This window comes from Spirosoma koreense (assembly GCF_054777875.1).
Map to the genome: position 1 here is coordinate 464117 of NZ_BAAHAC010000003.1, position 19259 is coordinate 483375.

At 54.4% G+C, this 19259-nt stretch carries 12 protein-coding genes; 6 read left to right on the forward strand and 6 right to left on the reverse strand.

The features are described from left to right. Positions 1-19 precede the first annotated feature (19 nt). The 6 genes from ACYVC2_RS05400 to ACYVC2_RS05425 all read left to right on the forward strand — a co-directional run bounded on the left by ACYVC2_RS05400 (position 20) and on the right by ACYVC2_RS05425 (position 9282). Positions 20-1915, forward strand: a complete 1896-nt coding sequence (locus ACYVC2_RS05400) for a YgiQ family radical SAM protein (RefSeq protein ID WP_461101275.1) — start codon at positions 20-22, stop codon at positions 1913-1915. Between the two features lie 311 nt (positions 1916-2226). Then, on the forward strand, positions 2227-3594 hold the full coding sequence (locus ACYVC2_RS05405) for a Gfo/Idh/MocA family protein (RefSeq protein WP_461101276.1): 1368 nt from the start codon (positions 2227-2229) through the stop codon (positions 3592-3594). 6 nt (positions 3595-3600) lie between these two features. After that, positions 3601-4917 carry a sugar MFS transporter gene (locus tag ACYVC2_RS05410; RefSeq protein WP_461101277.1) on the forward strand — a complete coding sequence of 439 codons (1317 nt, stop codon included), beginning with the start codon at positions 3601-3603 and terminating at the stop codon, positions 4915-4917. After that, positions 4917-6143, forward strand: a complete 1227-nt coding sequence (nagA, locus tag ACYVC2_RS05415; protein ID WP_461101278.1) for an N-acetylglucosamine-6-phosphate deacetylase — start codon at positions 4917-4919, stop codon at positions 6141-6143. Before ACYVC2_RS05410 ends, nagA begins: the two co-directional genes overlap by 1 nt. Before the next feature lie 11 nt (positions 6144-6154). Further along, positions 6155-6940: a glucosamine-6-phosphate deaminase gene (locus tag ACYVC2_RS05420; protein WP_461101279.1), complete on the forward strand. Its 786-nt coding sequence runs from the start codon at positions 6155-6157 to the stop codon at positions 6938-6940. 41 nt (positions 6941-6981) lie between these two features. After that, positions 6982-9282 carry a DUF5703 domain-containing protein gene (locus tag ACYVC2_RS05425; protein WP_461101280.1) on the forward strand — a complete coding sequence of 767 codons (2301 nt, stop codon included), beginning with the start codon at positions 6982-6984 and terminating at the stop codon, positions 9280-9282. A 209-nt stretch (positions 9283-9491) separates the two neighbouring features. Here ACYVC2_RS05425 and ACYVC2_RS05430 read toward each other — a convergent pair whose 3' ends face one another. The 6 genes from ACYVC2_RS05430 to ACYVC2_RS05455 all read right to left on the reverse strand — a co-directional run bounded on the left by ACYVC2_RS05430 (position 9492) and on the right by ACYVC2_RS05455 (position 19258). After that, complete coding sequence (locus ACYVC2_RS05430) at positions 9492-9902, reverse strand: response regulator (protein WP_461101281.1); 411 nt, start codon at positions 9900-9902, stop codon at positions 9492-9494. Continuing rightward, positions 9889-11817 carry a sensor histidine kinase gene (locus tag ACYVC2_RS05435; protein WP_461101282.1) on the reverse strand — a complete coding sequence of 643 codons (1929 nt, stop codon included), beginning with the start codon at positions 11815-11817 and terminating at the stop codon, positions 9889-9891. The genes ACYVC2_RS05430 and ACYVC2_RS05435 overlap by 14 nt, the downstream gene beginning before the upstream one ends. A gap of 130 nt (positions 11818-11947) precedes the next feature. Next, positions 11948-13396, reverse strand: a complete 1449-nt coding sequence (locus ACYVC2_RS05440) for a DUF1501 domain-containing protein (RefSeq protein WP_461101283.1) — start codon at positions 13394-13396, stop codon at positions 11948-11950. Between the two features lie 190 nt (positions 13397-13586). Beyond that, entirely contained in the window at positions 13587-16802 is a 3216-nt protein-coding gene (locus ACYVC2_RS05445; RefSeq protein WP_461101284.1) for a DUF1553 domain-containing protein, read from the reverse strand. A 488-nt stretch (positions 16803-17290) separates the two neighbouring features. Then, entirely contained in the window at positions 17291-18064 is a 774-nt protein-coding gene (locus ACYVC2_RS05450) for a DUF2490 domain-containing protein (RefSeq protein ID WP_461101285.1), read from the reverse strand. Positions 18065-18118: 54 nt separating this feature from the next. After that, positions 18119-19258 (reverse strand): DUF3179 domain-containing (seleno)protein, encoded by a 1140-nt coding sequence (locus tag ACYVC2_RS05455; RefSeq protein WP_461101286.1) that lies wholly within the window; start codon positions 19256-19258, stop codon positions 18119-18121. Position 19259 lies beyond the last annotated feature (1 nt).

Here is a 19259-nt window from a genome sequence, read left to right on the forward strand (position 1 = left end):
TGAACAGGTTTATAAACTCATGATCGAAAGACCCCTGACAGACTGGTTGCCGCTGACGATGAAAGAAGTCGAGAAAAGAGGCTGGGACGAAGTGGATATCGTGCTGGTATCCGGTGACGCCTATGTCGATCACCCGGCTTTTGGAACCGCTGTTATCGGACGGATCATGGAGAGCGAAGGGTTTCGTGTGGCCGTTATCGCCCAGCCCAACTGGAAAGACGATCTGCGCGACTTCAAAAAATTCGGTAAACCAAAATATTTTTTCGGGGTTACGGCCGGCTGTATGGATTCGATGGTGAATCATTACACGGCCAACCTGCGCCTTCGTTCCAACGATTCCTACACGCCGGGTGGCGAAGCCGGGTTTCGACCCGACTACGCCACTATCGTTTACACGAATATTTTAAAAACCCTTTACCCCGATGTGCCGGTCCTGCTGGGCGGTATCGAGGCTTCATTGCGTCGGGTAACCCATTACGATTACTGGCAGGATAAGCTACTGCCCTCCATTCTGGTCGATGCCGGAGCCGACATGCTGGTTTATGGTATGGGGGAACAACCCCTGCGCGAAATTCTGAAGCTGGCGCGCAAAAACGTGCCGTTCTCGTCGATGCGCAACATCAACCAGGTGGCCTACCTGCACGACGCCAGCACCGAACTCCGTGATTACAACAACTGGGATACGATAGAGCTGGCCAGCCACGAGGTTTGTCTGGAGGATAAAATCAAGTACGCGGCCAACTTCAAGATTGTCGAAGTCGAGTCGAACAAGTGGCAGGCCAATCGCATCACCCAGCGCGTCGGCGATCAGGTGCTGGTCATCAATCCGCCGTTCAAGACGATGGATGAAGCCGAGATCGACAAATCGTTTGACCTTCCGTATACCCGCCTGCCGCACCCTAAATACAAAAAACGGGGACCGATTCCGGCTTATGAGATGATCAAGTTCTCGGTCAACATGCACCGGGGCTGTTTTGGCGGCTGTAGCTTTTGCACCATTTCGGCACACCAGGGTAAGTTCATTGCCTCGCGCAGTGAAAAATCGGTGCTGAAAGAAGTGGACGAAATCACGAAACACCCTGAGTTCAAGGGCTATATTTCGGATCTGGGCGGCCCGTCGGCGAATATGTACAAGATGAAGGGCAAAGACGAGTCGATCTGCGCCCGTTGCCAGAGCCCCAGCTGCATTCACCCGGTCATCTGCTCGAACCTCGATACCTCGCACAAGCCACTCACGGAACTATACCGGAAGGTCGATGCCAATCCGGCGATTAAAAAAGCGTTTGTCGGCTCGGGTGTGCGCTACGATCTGCTGGTCGACGATTTCAACAAAAACAATGCCGATGGCAACCACGACGAATACATGGAGCAGCTGACAACGCGCCACGTATCGGGGCGGTTGAAAGTAGCGCCCGAGCATACAGCCGACGATACGCTGCGAATCATGCGGAAGCCGTCGTTCAAATATTTCAAGCTGTTCAAGAAAAAATACGACCAGATTCAGGAGAAGCACAACCTCAAACAGCCGCTGATTCCGTACTTTATTTCGTCGCACCCTGGCTGCGAAGAGCAGGACATGGCCAATCTGGCCGCCGAAACCAAAGATATGGGCTTCCAGCTCGAACAGGTTCAGGATTTCACCCCGACACCCATGACTGTCGCCGAAGTGATCTACTACTCAGGGGTGCATCCGTATACGCTGAAACCCGTCAAAACGGCGAAGACCCGGGAGGAAAAGCAGGCGCAGAACCGCTACTTTTTCTGGTACAAATCCGAACATAAAGACTGGATTCGGAACCGGCTCAACAAACTCAACCGGCCCGATCTGGTCGAACGGTTGCTGGGTAGTCCGAAGAAAGAAAAAACGGGTAAACCCCAATTTTCAAGAAATTATTCAGGAAAGAAGAAACGGTAGGGCGGTTTACGCTCACCCGTTGTAAATTGCCCAACAGACACTAGCTGACGTCTGTTGGGCAATTGTCTTTTTGGATTCTCTGATTTAATTTGATTGAGTAGTTGGCAGCCCAAAAAGGCTTCTCTGCCTGGAATTGCCAGAACGAATAAAGTTTTTTTCGACAGGATTTCTTTTAACGGAGCTGTTTAGGGTTTTCAATTTGATATGTATTCTATCAATGCCGAGACGATGCATTTTTCAAAATGCTAAACCGCTTTAACTAATAAATCCTGTCGAAAAAATATAAACCTAATCTTCCTCAACCGTTTGCCATGAAACAGCTTAAGAACGAGTCGGTTGCTAGTACTCGTCGCGTATTTATCAAAAAAACAGTAGCCGGAGCCGCTACGCTGTCGGTGGGCGGCATTTTGCCGGGTTTCAGTCCGCAGAGCTACGGCCGGATACTGGGCTCGAACGAAAAAATACGAGTCGGGGTCATGGGCGTCAACAGCCGTGGGCTGGCCCTGGCGAGCAATTATGCCCTGCAACCTAATTTCGAAGTGGCCACCATCTGCGATGTCGATACGCGGGCGGCCGAAAAAGCCATCACCACCGTAGCGGGTCTTCAGGCAACGAAACCGAAAAACAATCCCGACTTTAGAAAAGCACTCGAAGACAAGGATCTCGATGCGCTGGTTATTGCAGCGCCCGATCACTGGCATGCACCCGCAGCCATTCTGGCTTCTAAAGCCGGAAAACACGTTTACCTCGAAAAGCCCTGTAGCCATAACCCACACGAAGGTGAGTTGCTGGTAGCAGCAGCTGCTAAGTACAAAAACGTCATTCAGATGGGCAACCAGCGCCGGTCGTGGCCCAACGTAAAGCAGGCGATTCAGGACATCCAGGACGGAGCCATCGGTCGACCGTATTTCGCCAAAGGCTGGTATACCAATAACCGGGCAACGATCGGGGTGGGCAAAGCCGGGCCTGTACCTACCTGGCTAAACTACGATCTATGGCAGGGACCCGCTCCCCGACGCCCGTTCAAAGACAACCTTATTCATTACAACTGGCACTGGTTCTGGCACTGGGGCACCGGCGAAGCACTCAACAACGGCACCCACATGCTGGACCTGATGCGCTGGGGCCTGGGCGTGGAGTACCCCAATAAAGTGACCTCCCTGGGTGGCCGCTATCGGTATAAAGATGACTGGGAAACGCCCGATACGCAGGTGATCAACCTGACGTTCCCGAACAATACGGCTATGACCTGGGAAGGGCGCAGCTGTAACGGACGGACCGTGGAAGGCAGCGACGTGGGCGTGACGTTCTATGGGGAGAAGGGATCGTTGCAATACGGGGGAGGGAATGCGTACACAATTTTCGGCCTCGACAACAAAGTTATCAAAGAGGTCAAAAACGACCTGCCGATCGACCCGCGCAACAAAATGAACCCCTCTCAGGTCCTGGACGCTACCCACCTGCAGAACTTCGCCGATGCGATCCGAAAAAATACACCGCTGGCGTCGGGTATTGTTGGTGGACATCAGAGTACGCTGCTCTGTCAACTGGGGAACATTGCCCTGCGCTCGGGCGACGCGCTGGACATTGACCCGACCAACGGCCATATCCTGAACAACAAAGCCGCCATGAAATTCTGGCAGCGCGAGTACGAAAAAGGCTGGGAACCAACGGTCTGACATCCGATGAGCACACTTGCGGTTGACATACATGGCCTGACCCGGCGCGAAACCACCCTGTCGATTGGCCTGGTGGGGCTGATGTTTTTCATCTTCGGCTTCATTTCGTGGGTCAATTCCATCCTGATTCCGTATTTTAAAATTGCCTGCGAACTGACCAGTTTTCAGGCCTATCTGGTTGCCTTTGCTTTTTACATTGCCTATTTCATCATGTCGGTGCCGGCGTCGTACCTGCTGAAGGCCGTCGGTTTCAAGAAAGGCATGATGGTGGGTTTCTGGGCGATGGCGCTGGGGGCCTTTTTATTTATTCCGGCGGCCCTGAGCCGTACTTACGGGATTTTCCTGCTGGGGCTTTTTACGATCGGCATCGGTCTGGCCATCCTGCAAACCGCTACCAACCCCTACATCACCATCCTGGGGCCAAAAGAGCGGGCGGCTCAGCGGATCAGCCTGATGGGCATCTGCAACAAAGCCGCCGGGATTCTGTCACCGCTTGTCTTTGCGGCCGTTATTCTGCGCCCCACCGATACAGACCTGTTCGCTCAATTGAAAACCATGAGTTCGATCGAGCGGGGTGCTGCACTGGATGAGCTGGTTCGGCGGGTCATTCCGCCATATGCCGTGCTGGGAACGTTCCTGCTGGTGCTGGGCTTTCTGGTGTACCGATCGCCCCTGCCCGAGATCAATACCGAGCATGAAAGCGCCGAGGTGGCGACGGCCAATGCCGGAAAAACCAGCATTCTTCAGTTTCCGCACCTGATGCTGGGCGCGCTGGCTATTTTCATGCACGTCGGTACGCAGGTCATCGCCATCGATACCGTGATTGGCTACGCCAACTCGATGGGCATCGATCTGCTCAAAGCCAAAACGTTTCCGTCGTACACGCTGACCTGCACCATCATAGGCTACCTGATCGGGATCGCGACCATTCCCCGGTTTATCAGCCAGGTCAACGCGCTGCGAGTCTGTACCCTGCTGGGAACGGTCTTTACCCTGCTGATTATTGCCACGCAGGGAACGGTTACGTTTCTTGGGCATACCGCCGACGTCTCGATCTGGTTCGTGGTGCTGCTCGGGCTGGCCAATTCGCTGGTCTGGGCCGGACTCTGGCCACTGGCGCTGGACGGACTGGGGCGCTTCACAAAAATAGGGGCCTCTATTCTGATCATGGGGCTTTGCGGAAATGCTATCATGCCCGTTCTTTACGGTTACGTGGCCGATCGGTTCGACGTGCGGACGGCGTATTGGGTGCTTTTCCCCTGTTACCTGTACCTGGTTTATTACGCCCTGTACGGCCATACCATCAAACGCTGGCGATTCTGATGCGCTATAGAATACAAAATGGCATCCTCCTGACCCCTTACCGTACGCTTCGGGGCGCTACCCTGGTCGTTGAGGATGGCAAAATTGCGGGTATTCACGAAGGGGCCGTTCCGGTGCCCGATGCGGTCGAGATCGATGCGAAAGGGCAATATGTGTCGCCGGGTTTCATCGATATTCACGTGCATGGCGGGGGCGGCTTCGACTTTATGGATGGCACCGAAGAAGCCTTTCTGGGTATCGCTGAACTGCACGCCCGTTACGGTACCACGGCGCTGGTACCGACCACGCTCACCGCTGAGAAAGAAGACCTGCTGCAAACCCTGGATGCTTACGACCGGGCGAAGACCCGGAATACCCAGGGCGCGGCTTTTCTGGGGATGCATCTGGAAGGACCTTACTTTGCGTTAAGCCAGCGAGGAGCGCAGGACCCGCGGTATATCCGAAACCCCGATCCGCAGGAGTATGAAGAGATTCTGGCGTATTCGTCATCGATTGTGCGCTGGAGTGTCGCTCCTGAACTGGACGGAGCCATTGCCTTCGGGCAGCGACTGCGCCAGCGGGGAATTCTGGCCGCCATCGCTCATTCCGACGCCTTCTACGACGACGTGCTGACCGCTTATGAAAACGGTTATTCGCTGGTCACTCATCTGTATTCGGCCATGTCGGGCGTCACCCGACGAAATGCCTTTCGGTACGCGGGCGTCATCGAGAGTGCGCTGCTACTGGACCTCGATGTGGAAGCGATCGGCGATGGCATTCACCTGCCTGCTCCGCTGCTGAAACTGATTTATAAAGTGAAAGGAGCCGACCGGATCGCACTGATTACCGACGCCATGCGGGCCGCCGGGATGCCCGAAGGCGAAAGTACGCTGGGCTCCCTGAAAAATGGACTGCCCGTCATTGTTGAAGATGGCGTGGCCAAACTGCCCGACCGAACGTCGTTTGCGGGCAGTGTCGCTACCACGAATCGGCTGGTCCGTAACATGGTCCACCTGGCCGACGTGTCGGTGCCGGAAGCCGTCCGGATGGCGAGTGCCACCCCCGCCCGGATCATGGGTGTCGATCACCGAAAGGGCTCGCTGGCGCCGGGAAAAGATGCAGATATTATTTTATTCGATTCGGAGTTCACCATCAGCCTGACGATGGTGGAAGGCCGCATTGTTTATACCAGCGAGGACTTGACGCAGGAAAATACAGCGATCGACCAGACAATTCAAAAGCTATAATTTATTTGGTTATGACCATAACCCGTTCTCCTCTCCGGACATTCACTGTCGATCAGCTTACCGTTAACCTGTATGAAAATCGGCGGGAGCTGGGCGAGCAGGCAGCTACGCTGGCGGCCGACCGAATCCGGGCATTGCTGCAGACACAGGATACGGTGAACCTGATTTTTGCCGCAGCTCCGTCGCAGAACGAGTTTCTGGAAGCACTGTCCCAGCAGCCCAACATCGCCTGGGAGCGGATCAATGCGTTTCACATGGACGAATACATCGGTTTGCCTGACGAGGCTCCCCAGCGCTTCGGGAATTTTCTTAAAGACCGGCTCTTCGCCAGAGTGCCGCTAAAGGCGGTTTATTACATCGATGGAAACAACGACCCAGTCGGGGAATGCCGTCGCTATGAATCGCTGCTAAGGGAGTACCCCGCCGATATTGTGTGCATGGGGATCGGTGAGAACTGCCATATCGCCTTCAACGACCCCCACGTAGCCGATTTTAATGATCTCGTGCTGGTTAAAAAGATCGATTTAGACCTGACGAGTCGCCAGCAACAGGTACACGACGGCTGTTTTGCTACCCTGGAGCAGGTGCCCGAATATGCGCTTACGCTGACCATTCCGGCGCTGGTCAGCGCCCCCTGGGTGTTCTGTATGGTACCGGCCGCGCACAAAGCCGAGGCCATTAACCACACGCTGACCGATGCCGTTTCTGAACGCTACCCCTCGACCATTTTACGCCAGCACCCCCATGCCACGCTGTTTATCGATCAGGATAGTGGCCGAAACTGGGGTGGAGCGTAATGCCATTTGGGGCTACTTTTGCGCTCCATTATGTCCTGCTTATGAAAATTTGTTTCTGGGCTCTGTTGATGCTCCTGGTCAGCCGGTCGGGTGTGGCACAGCCGCACCCGATCAGTGCTTACGATGTCGTCTGGACGAGCCCGAGTAAACATTCGTCGGAGTCCATGCCCTGCGGGGGCGGAGACATCGGCTTGAACGTCTGGGTCGAAAAAGGCGACGTGCTGGTTTACCTGGCCCGCAGCGGCACCTTCGACGAGAACAACGCCATGCTTAAGCTTGGGCGGGTACGGCTTACGCTGTCGCCTAATCCGTTCAACGGGGCCGATTTCAGGCAGGAGCTTAAGCTAAGGGAGGGGGGCGTAACCATTAGCGGAGGTAAGGCGCAGATAAACCTGTGGGTCGACGTATTCCGGCCGGTGGTACACGTAGAGCTACAGAGTGCTAAACCCGTTAGTCTGACGGCCGCCTACGAATCGTGGCGTCACGAAGACCACGTGGTGAAAGGGCCGGAACTCCGGGCGAATTCGTACAAAGTATCGTCGAAATTCGACGTTGTCACCCGAAAAGATGCCATCGATTTTCAGGGGAGCGATATCCTGTTTTACCACCGGAATCGTAGCGACGAAGAAACCGCTTTCGACTATACGGTCCGGCTGGAGGGCATGGATTCAGTAAAAGATAGCCTCTTCGATCCACTAAAAAACAACACGTTTGGTGGGCTGCTCAGAGGGGCCAAAATGAAACCCGCCGGAACGGATACCGGTACCTACGCCAACGCCCGCTATAAATCCTGGAAACTGGTTACGCCTGCGCCGGTGCGTACGCAAACGCTTGAGATTGGTCTGCATGTTGAGCAGACTAATTCACTCGATGACTGGAAATCGGGACTAAGGGCGTTGCTCAGCGAAGCCGACCGGGCTCGCAAAACAGCCCGCCAGAAAAGCCAGAACTGGTGGCAGCAGTTCTGGAACCGGAGCTACATCCGCATCGATAGCGACGACACAACTGGGGCTATGATTTCGCGGAATTACCAGCTGTTTCGGTATCAACTCGGCTGCAATGCGTACGGAAAATGGCCGACGAAATTCAACGGCGGGCTGTTTACCTTCGACCCTGCATCCGTCAATAAAACCTATCCGTATTCGCCCGACTTCCGGCTCTGGGGTGGGGGTACCATGACCGCCCAGAACCAGCGGCTGGTTTATTATCCGATGCTGAAAACCGGCGACTTCGACATGCTGAAACCACAATTCGACTTTTACCTTCGTTCGCAGAAAAACGCCGAACTGCGGAGTCGGGTATACTGGCAGCATGCCGGCGCCTGTTTTACGGAGCAGATCGAGAACTTTGGCCTGCCCAACATTTTCGAATACGGCACGAAACGCCCTGATGGCTACGACCCCGGTATGGAATACAACGCCTGGCTGGAATACGAGTGGGAGACGGTCTTCGAGTTCTGCCTGATGATGCTGGAAACCGAGCGCTACGAAAATCGGAATATCAGCGCCTACGTGCCGTTTATCGAGAGCTGTCTGACGTTTTACGATGAGCACTACCAGCAACTGGCCAAAAAACGGGGAGCCCGGCCCTTCGACGAGCAGGGACATTATGTGCTGTATCCGAGTTCAGCCGCCGAAACCTATAAGATGACCTACAACTCGACCACGGTCATTTCGGCGCTGAAGGTGATCCTGAACCGGCTGCTGGCACTGCCGGATACTTACCTGAACAAAAGCCAGCGGGAAAAATGGAGTACCATGCTCCTGCGAGTCCCTCCGCTGCCGTTTGGCGAGTACGAGGGGCACAAAACCCTGGCACCGGCCCAGGCCTGGGCACGCATCCAGAATACCGAAGCACCCCAGCTTTACCCGGTCTATCCGTGGGGGTTGTATGGCCTAGGGAAACCCGGCCTGGAGGTTGCACTCAACACCTGGAACTACGATACGCTGGTGGTGAAATACCGAAGTCATGTGGGCTGGCGGCAGCACAATATCTTTGCTGCCCGCCTGGGCCTTACCGACGAAGCCACCCGCCTGACGACGCTGAAATTTGCCAATTCGACCCACCGGTTTCCGACGTTCTGGGGGCCGGGTTTCGACTGGACGCCGGATCATAACTGGGGTGGATCGGCCATGATTGGCCTGCAGGAAATGCTGATGCAGACCGATGGAAAAACCATTCGGCTACTGCCCGCCTGGCCCAAAACCTGGAATGTCTCGTTTAAGCTCCATGCACCCTACAACACGACCGTAGAAGGACGGGTCGTAAACGGCAAAGTCGAACACCTGACCGTCAGCCCACCCGAACGCGCCAGCGATGTAGTACTGCCTGAAGATGAATAGAGTTGACCCACGGAGCTGAGCCACCTGGCGTTATTTGAAAGCGAATGGCGGGAGGCTTTTCGAATAACGGCTCTGTTATTAATGGCTTATGGCTTTTTGTCATGCCGGCCGTAGGGAGGGATCTTAACGTTTCCTAACTCGAGAGTCGGGAGGCATTAAGATCCCTCCCTACGGTCGGCATGACAAAAAATGGCAGTTGATAACGGGTATTATTTCACCAGTTGCTTCTGTTCGATACGCTTGTATAGTTCCTGCCCATAGGGCTCATAGTCAAGAAACGTGTCGGGCTTGATGAGGTAATCGGCGGCTCCCAACGTTAAACATTTCTCGATTGTCGACGGTGTAGCCGAGGTTGAGGTGATCACAACCGGTAGATGGGCGAATCGGCTTTCCTCCTGCAGTGCTTCCAGGAGCTCATACCCATTCTTGACCGGCATATTCAAATCCGACAATATCAGGTCGGGCAAATCACTGAGGTGGGCTGTCAGCCATTCGAGAACCTGGCGTCCATGTTCGGCCTGAGCGACAATCTCGAACAAGCCCGTCTGTTCGATACCGCTTTTCATAAACAGCCGTTCATCTTCATCGTTTTCTACAATGACGAGCTTATATTTTTTCATAAGGCAGCTGTTTCTCAGCCTGGTGAAGAGTAAAACAAAACGTGGTTCCCTGGTTCAGTTCAGATTCTACCCAGATCTGACCGCCATGCCGTTCAATGATTTTTTTACAGATCGCCAGCCCGATACCGGTACCAGCGTACTCCTGAACGGTATGCAACCGCCTGAACACCTCGAAGATTTTGGTCTGATCCGCTTTCGCAATCCCAATGCCATTGTCCGTAACGCCGAACCGAACCTGGTCGCTGTCGAGCCGGGCATGAAGCTGTATGCTGGGCGTCCGGCCTGCCGTAAACTTAATGGCATTGCTGATCAGGTTCTGCAATAACTGGACTAACTGCAGCCGGTTTCCGTATACGGTATCCAGTTGCAGGTCGAGGTCGATGTGCGCCTGGCTGTCCTCGAGGGAGGAACGAAGGTTCTGCAAAACCTCCTCCACTAACCCCTGGACCGACAGTTTTTCGAATCGTAATTCCTGCTTACTGATCTGCGAATAACGGAGCAGGTGTTCGATGAGCTCCTTCATGCGCGTCGCTGCCAGAATGGTTTTGGCAATGTATGTTCTGGGGGCATCCCCCAGTTCAGGGCCGATTTCCCGATCGATGAGCAGCAGGTAGCTTTTCATAGTCCGGATGGGTTCCTGTAAATCATGCGATACGACAGAAGTGAACTGTTGCAGTTCCTGATTGGCGATGACCAGTTCATCGTTGAGGTGCTGTAACTCGGTGGCCAGTCGCCGGTAGCGGTCATTGCTGTCGCGCAGGCTTTGTTCGGCCCGTTTGCGTTCGGTCAGATCACGGGTTACTTTAGAAAAGCCGATATGAATTCCCTTCGGATTATAAAGCGCCGTAATGACCACATTGGCCCAGAACGGGCTACCGTCTTTCCGGATACGCCAGCCTTCTTCTTCGTATTTTCCCATTGCCTGCGCTATTTTCAGTTCACGCGTGGGTTTTCCACTGAGGATGTCTTCTTCGGAATAAAAGATAGAAAAGTACTTGCCGATAATCTCATCGGCACTGTAGCCGTTAATCCGTCGGGCACCTTCGTTCCAGTTAATGACCCGTCCTTTTTCATCCATCATGAAAATGCCATAATCTGCCACCTGCTCCACCAGCGAGCGGTACTGCTCTTCGCTCTGCCGAAGCGTTTCGTCGGCTTCCTTCCGTTCGGTCAGGTCGCGGGTCACTTTAGAAAAGCCTATCAACTGATTCTGTTCGTTGAAAAGGGCCGTTATGACAATATTGGCCCAGAAAACCGAGCCGTTTTTTTTGACCCGCCAGCCTTCTTCCTCATACTTGCCGGTTTGTCGGGCAATTACCAGCTCGCGGGCTGGTTTCTGACTGGCCAGGTCTTCGGCGGTATAAAAAGTCGAGAAATGCTTCCCGATGATTTCGGCCTCCGAATAGCCTTTGATGCGCCTGGCCCCTTCATTCCAGGAAATGATGTGCCCTGCTGGATCGAGCATAAAAATGGCATAATCCCGGATGCCCTCGACCATCAGCCGGAAGCGCTCTTCCCGCTTCAGCAGCTCAAGCTCCTGCTGTTTCCGGCCCGAATTGTCCTGCAACAGGCAACTGAAGCCCGTCAGGGTACTCTGCTCATCCTGAATGCGGGTCAGGGTCATGTCGCCCCAGAACTTGGTCTTATCCTTCCGGATTCGCCACCCTTCCGTCGTGAACTGCCCATTTTTAACGGCCATGCTTAACTCGTAATCGGCTTTGATGATGCCGCCAGGCGCATCATAAAAAATGGAAAAAGGTTGGTCGATCAGCTCGTCCAGGGTCGACCGAATGAGTTGTACCGCAGCCCGATTGGCAAATGTGATCAACCCCTGCGGATTTAAGTGAAGTACGGCGTGGGGCAGCGCTTCAAGAAGCAGACCGTAATCGGTAAATATGGTTCGCTGAGTAGACAAGAGAACGAGTTAGCTAACCTTAACTAATTATCTAAGAAAATATGATCGAATATAGCGGGTTGAGCCCAATATCGTACCGAGCTGGCCCAAAAATCGGGCTTGCTCGATACGCCAGGTCCATTCAGTAGTGTCAGGCCAGAATACCGTTGACCAGTTTACCTTCTACATCCGTGAGCCGGAAGCGTCGGCCCTGAAATTCGTAGGTGAGTTTTTCGTGGTCGATCCCCATCAGGTGCAGCAGCGTGGCCTGAAAATCGTGCACGTGCACCGGGTTATGGGCGATGTTGTAGCCAAACTCGTCGGTTTCGCCGTAGGTGATACCCGGTTTGATGCCTCCGCCCGCCATCCAGATCGTGAAGCAACGCGGATGGTGATCACGCCCGTAATTGTCTTTGGTCAGTTTACCCTGCGAATAGTTCGTCCGGCCGAACTCGCCCCCCCATACCACGACGGTGTCGTCCAGCAGACCGCGCTGTTTGAGGTCCTGTACCAGAGCTGCCGACGGCTGATCGGTAGCTTTGCACTGGCGCGAAAGCCCTTTGGGCAGGTCGCCGTGCTGGTCCCAGCCCTGGTGATAAAGCTGCACGAACTTGACGTCGCGTTCCAGCAGTCGCCGGGCCATCAGGCAGTTAGCCGCGAACGTGCCGGGGTTGCGGGCTTCGGAGCCGTAGAGGTCGAATACCCAGTCGGGCTCGTCGGACAGATCGTTGACTTCCGGCACGGAGGTTTGCATCCGGAAGGCCATTTCGTACTGCGCAATGTGGTTGGCCACCTCCGGATCGCCGTATAGTTCTTCCTGCGTCTGATTCAGATCCTTCAGCGCATCGAGCATCGACCGGCGGTCGGCGGTGGAATAGCTCCCCGGATTATTCAGATACAGCACTGGGTCGGCGCCGGAGCGAAACTGTACGCCCTGATGGCGCGAAGGCAGAAACCCGTTGCCCCAAAGGCGGGCATAGAGCGGCTGGTCCTGGGGGGCGTCCTTCGATACCAGTACAATGAATGCGGGCAGGTTTTCGTTGGCCGAACCCAGCCCGTAACTGATCCACGAACCGATGCTGGGCCGCCCGGCCAACTGATTGCCCGTCTGAAAAAATGTCAACGCCGGGTCGTGGTTGATCTGCTCGGTGTACATGGATTTGATGAAACACAGTTCATCGGCCACCCGGCTCGTATGTGGCATTAGCTCACTCACCCAGGCTCCGCTTTTTCCGTACTGAGCAAATCGATAGGGCGAACTCACCAACGGCAGGGCCGACTGCTGAGCGCTCATCCCCGTTAGCCGTTGCCCTTTCCGGACCGAATCGGGCAGGTCTTTGCCATGCATGGTTTCCAGAAACGGCTTGTAATCGAATAGTTCCAGCTGCGACGGTCCTCCGCTCTGGCACAGATATACGATCCGTTTGGCCCGCGGAGCCCGGTGCGGCACCAGCAACTCGGAGGTCGGAGCCGGATTGGAAAACAGATTCCGGGGGAGCAGTGACCCCAGCGCCAGCGTACCTAAGCCAATAGATGCTTTGGTCAGAAACGACCGCCGGTTAAACGTATCGGCCAGGTGTTGCGTCAGTTTCTCGTTCATGGGGATGGGGTCAATTTTAGGGTCATGCGTGGTTATTAAATGGTCATTGGTGGTTAGTTTTAGTCAGTTTATAGTCAATTGTTGTCATGCTTTGTCTTAAGTTGTAACTGCCTGTCCGTGAGATTTTTCTACCAATACCAACGAATGACCAATTAATGACGGATAATGAAACCAAATGACCATTAACCCGTCAATGTTTTGTAACGAAGGCTTCCGAATTCATAACCGTACTGGCTACCACGGTACCGGCCGCCAGCGCTGCCCGATCCGGTACCGTGGTCGATCGAGACTCGCCTGTTTGTAGCCAGCCGGTTGCCTTGGCCGGATTGTTTTTGAATTTCTGGTGTTCCTGGTCGTACAGCCGAATTAGAATCGCTAGTTCTTTATCCATTGGCTTCCGACTCGTCAGCAGACGAAACAACCGCGTCATCTGGTCGGGTAATGTCGTTCGCTGGGTCAGCGACCGTTCGGCAACGACCCGTGCGGCTTCAACAAACTGCGGGTCGTTCAGCAGCACCAGCGCCTGTAGGGGAGTGCTGGTTTTCTGCCGCTGCACTACGCAATAGCTCCGGGAGGGTGCATCGAAGGTGTTCATCGACGGGGGCGGGTTTGTCCGGCGCCAGAACGTGTACAGACTCCGCCGGTACAGACCTTCGCCTTTGTCCTGCTCATAAACCGCTCCATTGACCGCCCACAGGCCGTCGGGCTGGTAGGGCTTCACGCTGGGGCCACCCAGTTTTTCCGATAAAAGTCCACTGGCAGCCAAGGCGTTGTCCCGGATCATTTCGGCCGTCAGGCGCATCATGGGGCCACGGGCCAGCCAGGTATTTTCGGGGTCTTTCTGCAAACCCACGCGAGTCGGGCGCGACGATTGCCGGTAGGTAGCCGACAGAACGATAAGCTTCTGCATGGCTTTGATGTTCCAGCCCGTTTCCCGAAACTTGATCGCCAGCCAGTCGAGTAGTTCCGGATGCGTCGGCAAGCCACCCTGGTTACCAAAGTTGTTCGACGCTTTCTGAAGCCCCGTTCCGAAATAGGTCTGCCAGTAGCGGTTCACGGCGACGCGGGCCGTAAGCGGGTTGTCTGGGTGCAACAGCCACCGGGCCAGCCCCAGCCGATTGCGCGGAAACTCGGGTGAGAACGGAAGAACGCTGGCCGGTACGTTAGGCTGTACGCGGTCGCCGTGAGCGTCGTACACCCCCCGCCTGAGCAGGTACGTCGGCCGGGGTGTTCGCATCTCCTCCATCACCATGATCTCCGGAATGGCTTCAATAACCTGATTTCGCTCCGTTCGTAGTTTCTGTAATTCGGTCCGCTTTTGCTGGTAGGCGGCCGAATGCGTAGCCAGGTAGTACGAAAATAGCCCCTGGGGGTCCGACGGGGCCGTAGAAGAGGGCTGAGCTGGACTCGCTGCCCGAGCCAATACGGCCACTTCGGGTGCGGTAAGTTCGCGGGTGTAAACCACCAGTTCATCGACCAGCCCATTTTTAAAGCCCGCTCCCCGCATATCGGCCCCCACCTGCAAACCGGGCTGGTCTTTACTCAGGTGTTTGCCTTTGAGAAAGACAATGTCCTTAAACAGGTTGTCTCGTTCGGTAGTCATTGCTGCTTCCCGCCCATCGATGTACAGCTTTAGCCCGGTCGCCTGGCTTGACCCGTCGTAGGTCATGGTCAATTGAATCCATTTCTGCTTCGGTAGGCGTTGCCGACTGACCCGGATGATGCTGTTGTAAGGCCAGGTATGTGCCATCAGCAGTTCGGCTTTTCCGTCGCGCAGGTTCAGAAAATAGCCCCGAAAATTATACAGAATGTCGCCCTGCCCTTTGTGCAGAATAACCCCTTTGTTCAGGTCTTTCGGGATATTGACCCAGACACCGATTGAAAACGGCTGGGCCCGGTGAAAAATACCGACTTTGCCCAGACTCAGAATATCGTCGCCGTTGGAGCGGAAGGCTTGCCCGAATTTACCTGGTGCCAGCACGGGTTCCACCACGGTGCCTTTGTCGGCAACCGAAACGTCGCTTACAAACGTGCCCTTGACCAGTTTATCGAACGTGAACCGGGCCTGTAAGCCCCGCGCCAGATCGAGTGAAGTCGTTTGATCGTTGGTAGTCTGCCACCGGGCAAACGGCTGTTGTTCAGCCTGTTTTAGCTGGCCCAGATCATTTTCTGTTCGTTTGATGGCTGTATCGATAAAGGTCAGCAGGCTATCCTGTTTTTTTTCGGTGAGCAGCAGGGTGGGCACAGGCATAGCATCGTCCCAGGAAATCTGCCCGGCTTCATCGACGTTGTTGAAAAAGGCAAACAGGCTGTAATAATCTTTCTGCGAAATGGGATCGAACTTATGATCATGACAGCGGGCGCATTCCACCGTCATGCCCAGCATAGCCGTACCGAGGGTATTGGTGCGGTCGGCCACGTATTCGACCCGAAATTCTTCGTTGATAATCCCGCCCTCCATATTTTGCGAATGGTTGCGGTTGAAACCGGTTGCCAGGCGCTGTTCGCGTGTGGGGTTGGGCAGCAGGTCGCCCGCGAGCTGCCAGGTAATGAACTGATCGAACGGACGGTTCTGGTTGAACGATCGAATGACCCAGTCGCGCCAGGGCCACATCGGTCGGTAACGATCGACCGTATAGCCGTGCGTGTCAGCATAACGCGCCAGGTCCAGCCAGTCGACCGCCATTTTCTCGCCGTAGTGCGGAGATCGTAGCAACCGGTCGACAACTTTCTCGTATGCGTTCGGTGATGAGTCGGTTAGGAAGGCGTCGGTTTCCTCGGGTGTGGGTGGTAGGCCGGTCAGGTCGAGCGAAACCCGGCGCAAAAGCGTTTCTTTGTCGGCTTGGGGCGATGGGCTAAGGCCTTTTTCTTCCATTTTACGCAACGTAAAATAGTCGATCTCGTTTTGCGGCCACCGCTTGTTACTTACCGTGGGGAGTACCGATTTTTGTGGTTTCATCAGCGCCCAGTGTGGTTTGTATTCGGCTCCCTGCTCGATCCACTTGATCAGGACGGCTTTTTCATAATTCGTCAGCACGCGATTGGAGGCTTTGGGCGGCATCATGTCGTGCTCATCGGCGGTGATGATGCGGTGGTATACCTCACTACCAGCCAGGTCGCCTGGCACGATGGCGTGTTTGCCTTTTGCTTTTTTCAGGGCAGCCAGTGCTCCTTCGCGCGTTGCCAGCTCCAGGCCCGCTTTCTGGCTGTTCTTATCGGGACCGTGGCAAAAAAAGCATTTGTCCGACAGAATGGGTTTGACATGCAGGTTGTAATCGACCGGTTCCGGAAGCTGATCGGCCAGTTGGACAATTGCCGCCGGTTTTTCGACGTGGTGGCAGCCCTGCATGAGTAGAAAAGCGCCGACCAGAAGCAATACATAAAACCGACCCGCTTTGCTTTTCATAGCATTTAATGAAACCAATTGGCTAATCAATAGCAAAAATAGGATTTATATAAGTAAAGAAAAACAGATGGTCAAGTGGGTAGTTTAATACATACTCCGCTTAATGGAATCTGCTTCTGGAAGAAATGTGTATGCGGAGAAGGACGGTGTAACGATGCAAAATGCCCTGAATTTTCAACAACCAGTGCTTATTAAGTGACTTTAATGAAAATTGAGAGTCAAATTATAAAATATAACGTCCACAACTTGAGTTAATAATTAAAAAAGTATAAGCGATGATCGATTCTATAAAGAAAACTGCCGCTACCAGTAAAAAAGCGTATCGTACGCCTTACCTACGCAACCTGGGGAGTGTAAAAGGTCTGACTTTGAAAATCGGCTCGGTGAGCGATGGAATCTCTCTTCATATAGGATAATTACGGATTTATCTGAAGGGGGCAGAGCGCTGAAAGACATTGACAACGGGCTTATACGCTGGTATAAGCCCGTTATTTTTTGGCGAAATTCAGGTCGTACCGCACATTCAGCCGGAAGCCGTTGTTAAGTTCGAAAACAGGCTTGCCCGTTGCCGGATCGACTTCCGGGTGTTGAGTAATCTGATTGAGGTAGTTCAGTTCCAGCGCGAAAGAATCCCGAAGCTGATACCCTAGTCCGCCCGAAATTCGGTTCTGATTAAATACATTCTGCCCGACGTTCCGGCCAAACCCTATGAAAAGTTCATCGAAAAAGTTAAGGTAAAACTCGCCATCGTCGAGGGTCGGCCCCTGTAATGGAATTTCTCCCGAAAGCTGATACCGCACCCGGTGCTGGTATTCCCACGCTTCAATCTGCCGCGGATTGGCATCGGCACCAATACTGAGCCAGCGCTGTTCGAGCCGAAACCGATGGCTGAGCTTGACGATCCCCAGCTTGTCCTTCAACTGAACATCTTCGTAGAGCCGATGCTCGAGCGTAGGCACGCCCGCATCGGCAACGGGGTAATCGCCGTAGGGATAGGTAGTGAACAGCGTGTAGCCACCACTCAGCTTGATCCGGTCGGTAAGTTTATAGGTCAGGCCTAGCCGGGCCAGCGACTGTTGCCAGGCCTGTATCCAGTCGATCCGGCGCCACTGGTATTCGGTATGCAGCGCCCAGCGCTGATTCAGGCTATGATCGCCGTTGTAAACATACCAGCCAATCGTGTTCCGATCGATGATCCGATTTGGCTGAGCAAGCCCAATAATAGGCAATACTATAAACAGAGTGAGTAAACGAAGAGCCATCGGCGCTGGATGTTGGTGTATACTTAAGCCGATGAAGAACCCCTTGGTTTAAAATTAGTAGCGCCCGGTACCCGGATGAAACGTTCGCCAGCTGTGCCAGAACTCCTGATGCGCCGGTAGGCGGACCAGACTGAGCTGTGTACCCAGGGCTTTTCCAGACAAAGCGTAGGCTTCCGGCCCATACCTGAGCGTATCCCGGTGCAACTGGAAACGGGCCGTAGGTGCGGAGCGCTGATACGCAAAAAAACTCCGGTTGTCGGGAGCCAGGACCAGCAGGATGGGGCGATCGGCCAGCGTGTCATGAATCAGTCGTTCGCGTTTCAACCGGTTCCAATCGTAGGCTTTAGCGTGGTTGTTTACGTTGATTCCCACCACCCACGATTTATCTTGCCAGGACAGGCTGTCGGTCTGGGTCAGATCGCTGCCCCCTTTGCCCCGTTCGTAGGCGCTCATCTTTGCATACCGTTCATTAAACGTTGTATCGGGCTGCATGACCAGGCTGTTGGGATGAAGCGTCAGCCACTGTTTCAGAGTCATCTGTTCACTGAAAACTTCGGGGAGTGTATCGCCTTTCAGTTGGCCGGCAATGGCTTCACCGTTTGCCTGCCGCCACCAGCTGCCCGTCGTAGCATCCTCAAACATGGCATTGAAATGATCCATCCCCACCAGCCGGAAGCGCTCGGAATGGCCGTTTACAACCGGGCGAAATGCACGTCCGGTGCGGCAAACGGTGCAATAGGTTACCATGATGGGCTGCCCGCCGAGCGTGTCCAGAACCTGATGGTGGTAGCCAATATACTGAATCGGGTAGGCTTTCGCCTGCCCATTTACTTCGATGCCCAGCACTTCGCGGTCCGGCTTGACGGTGTTTTCCGGTGCTCCTTTGAGCTGTAGAGAGCCTGGCTGGTAGAACATGTGATCGGCGGCCATTCGGAAATTAAAGGCGTAACTAACCACCGCTACCAGCACGAGCGCTACCAGCGCCGGCCATTTCGACCCCTGGAAGGCACGAAGCGCGCCGATCAGTATAAGCGCTCCGAAAAGAAGCCGAAACCCCCACCGCCAACTGTACAGGAAATAAGCCAGGTCGAGGCTGTTCATGCGCTGGCTGCCGGGCATAGGCATGATAAAGTAGACATTCGCGACTTCGAATCCCAATAGGCCAATAATACCAATGTAGAAAAGTGTTTTCATG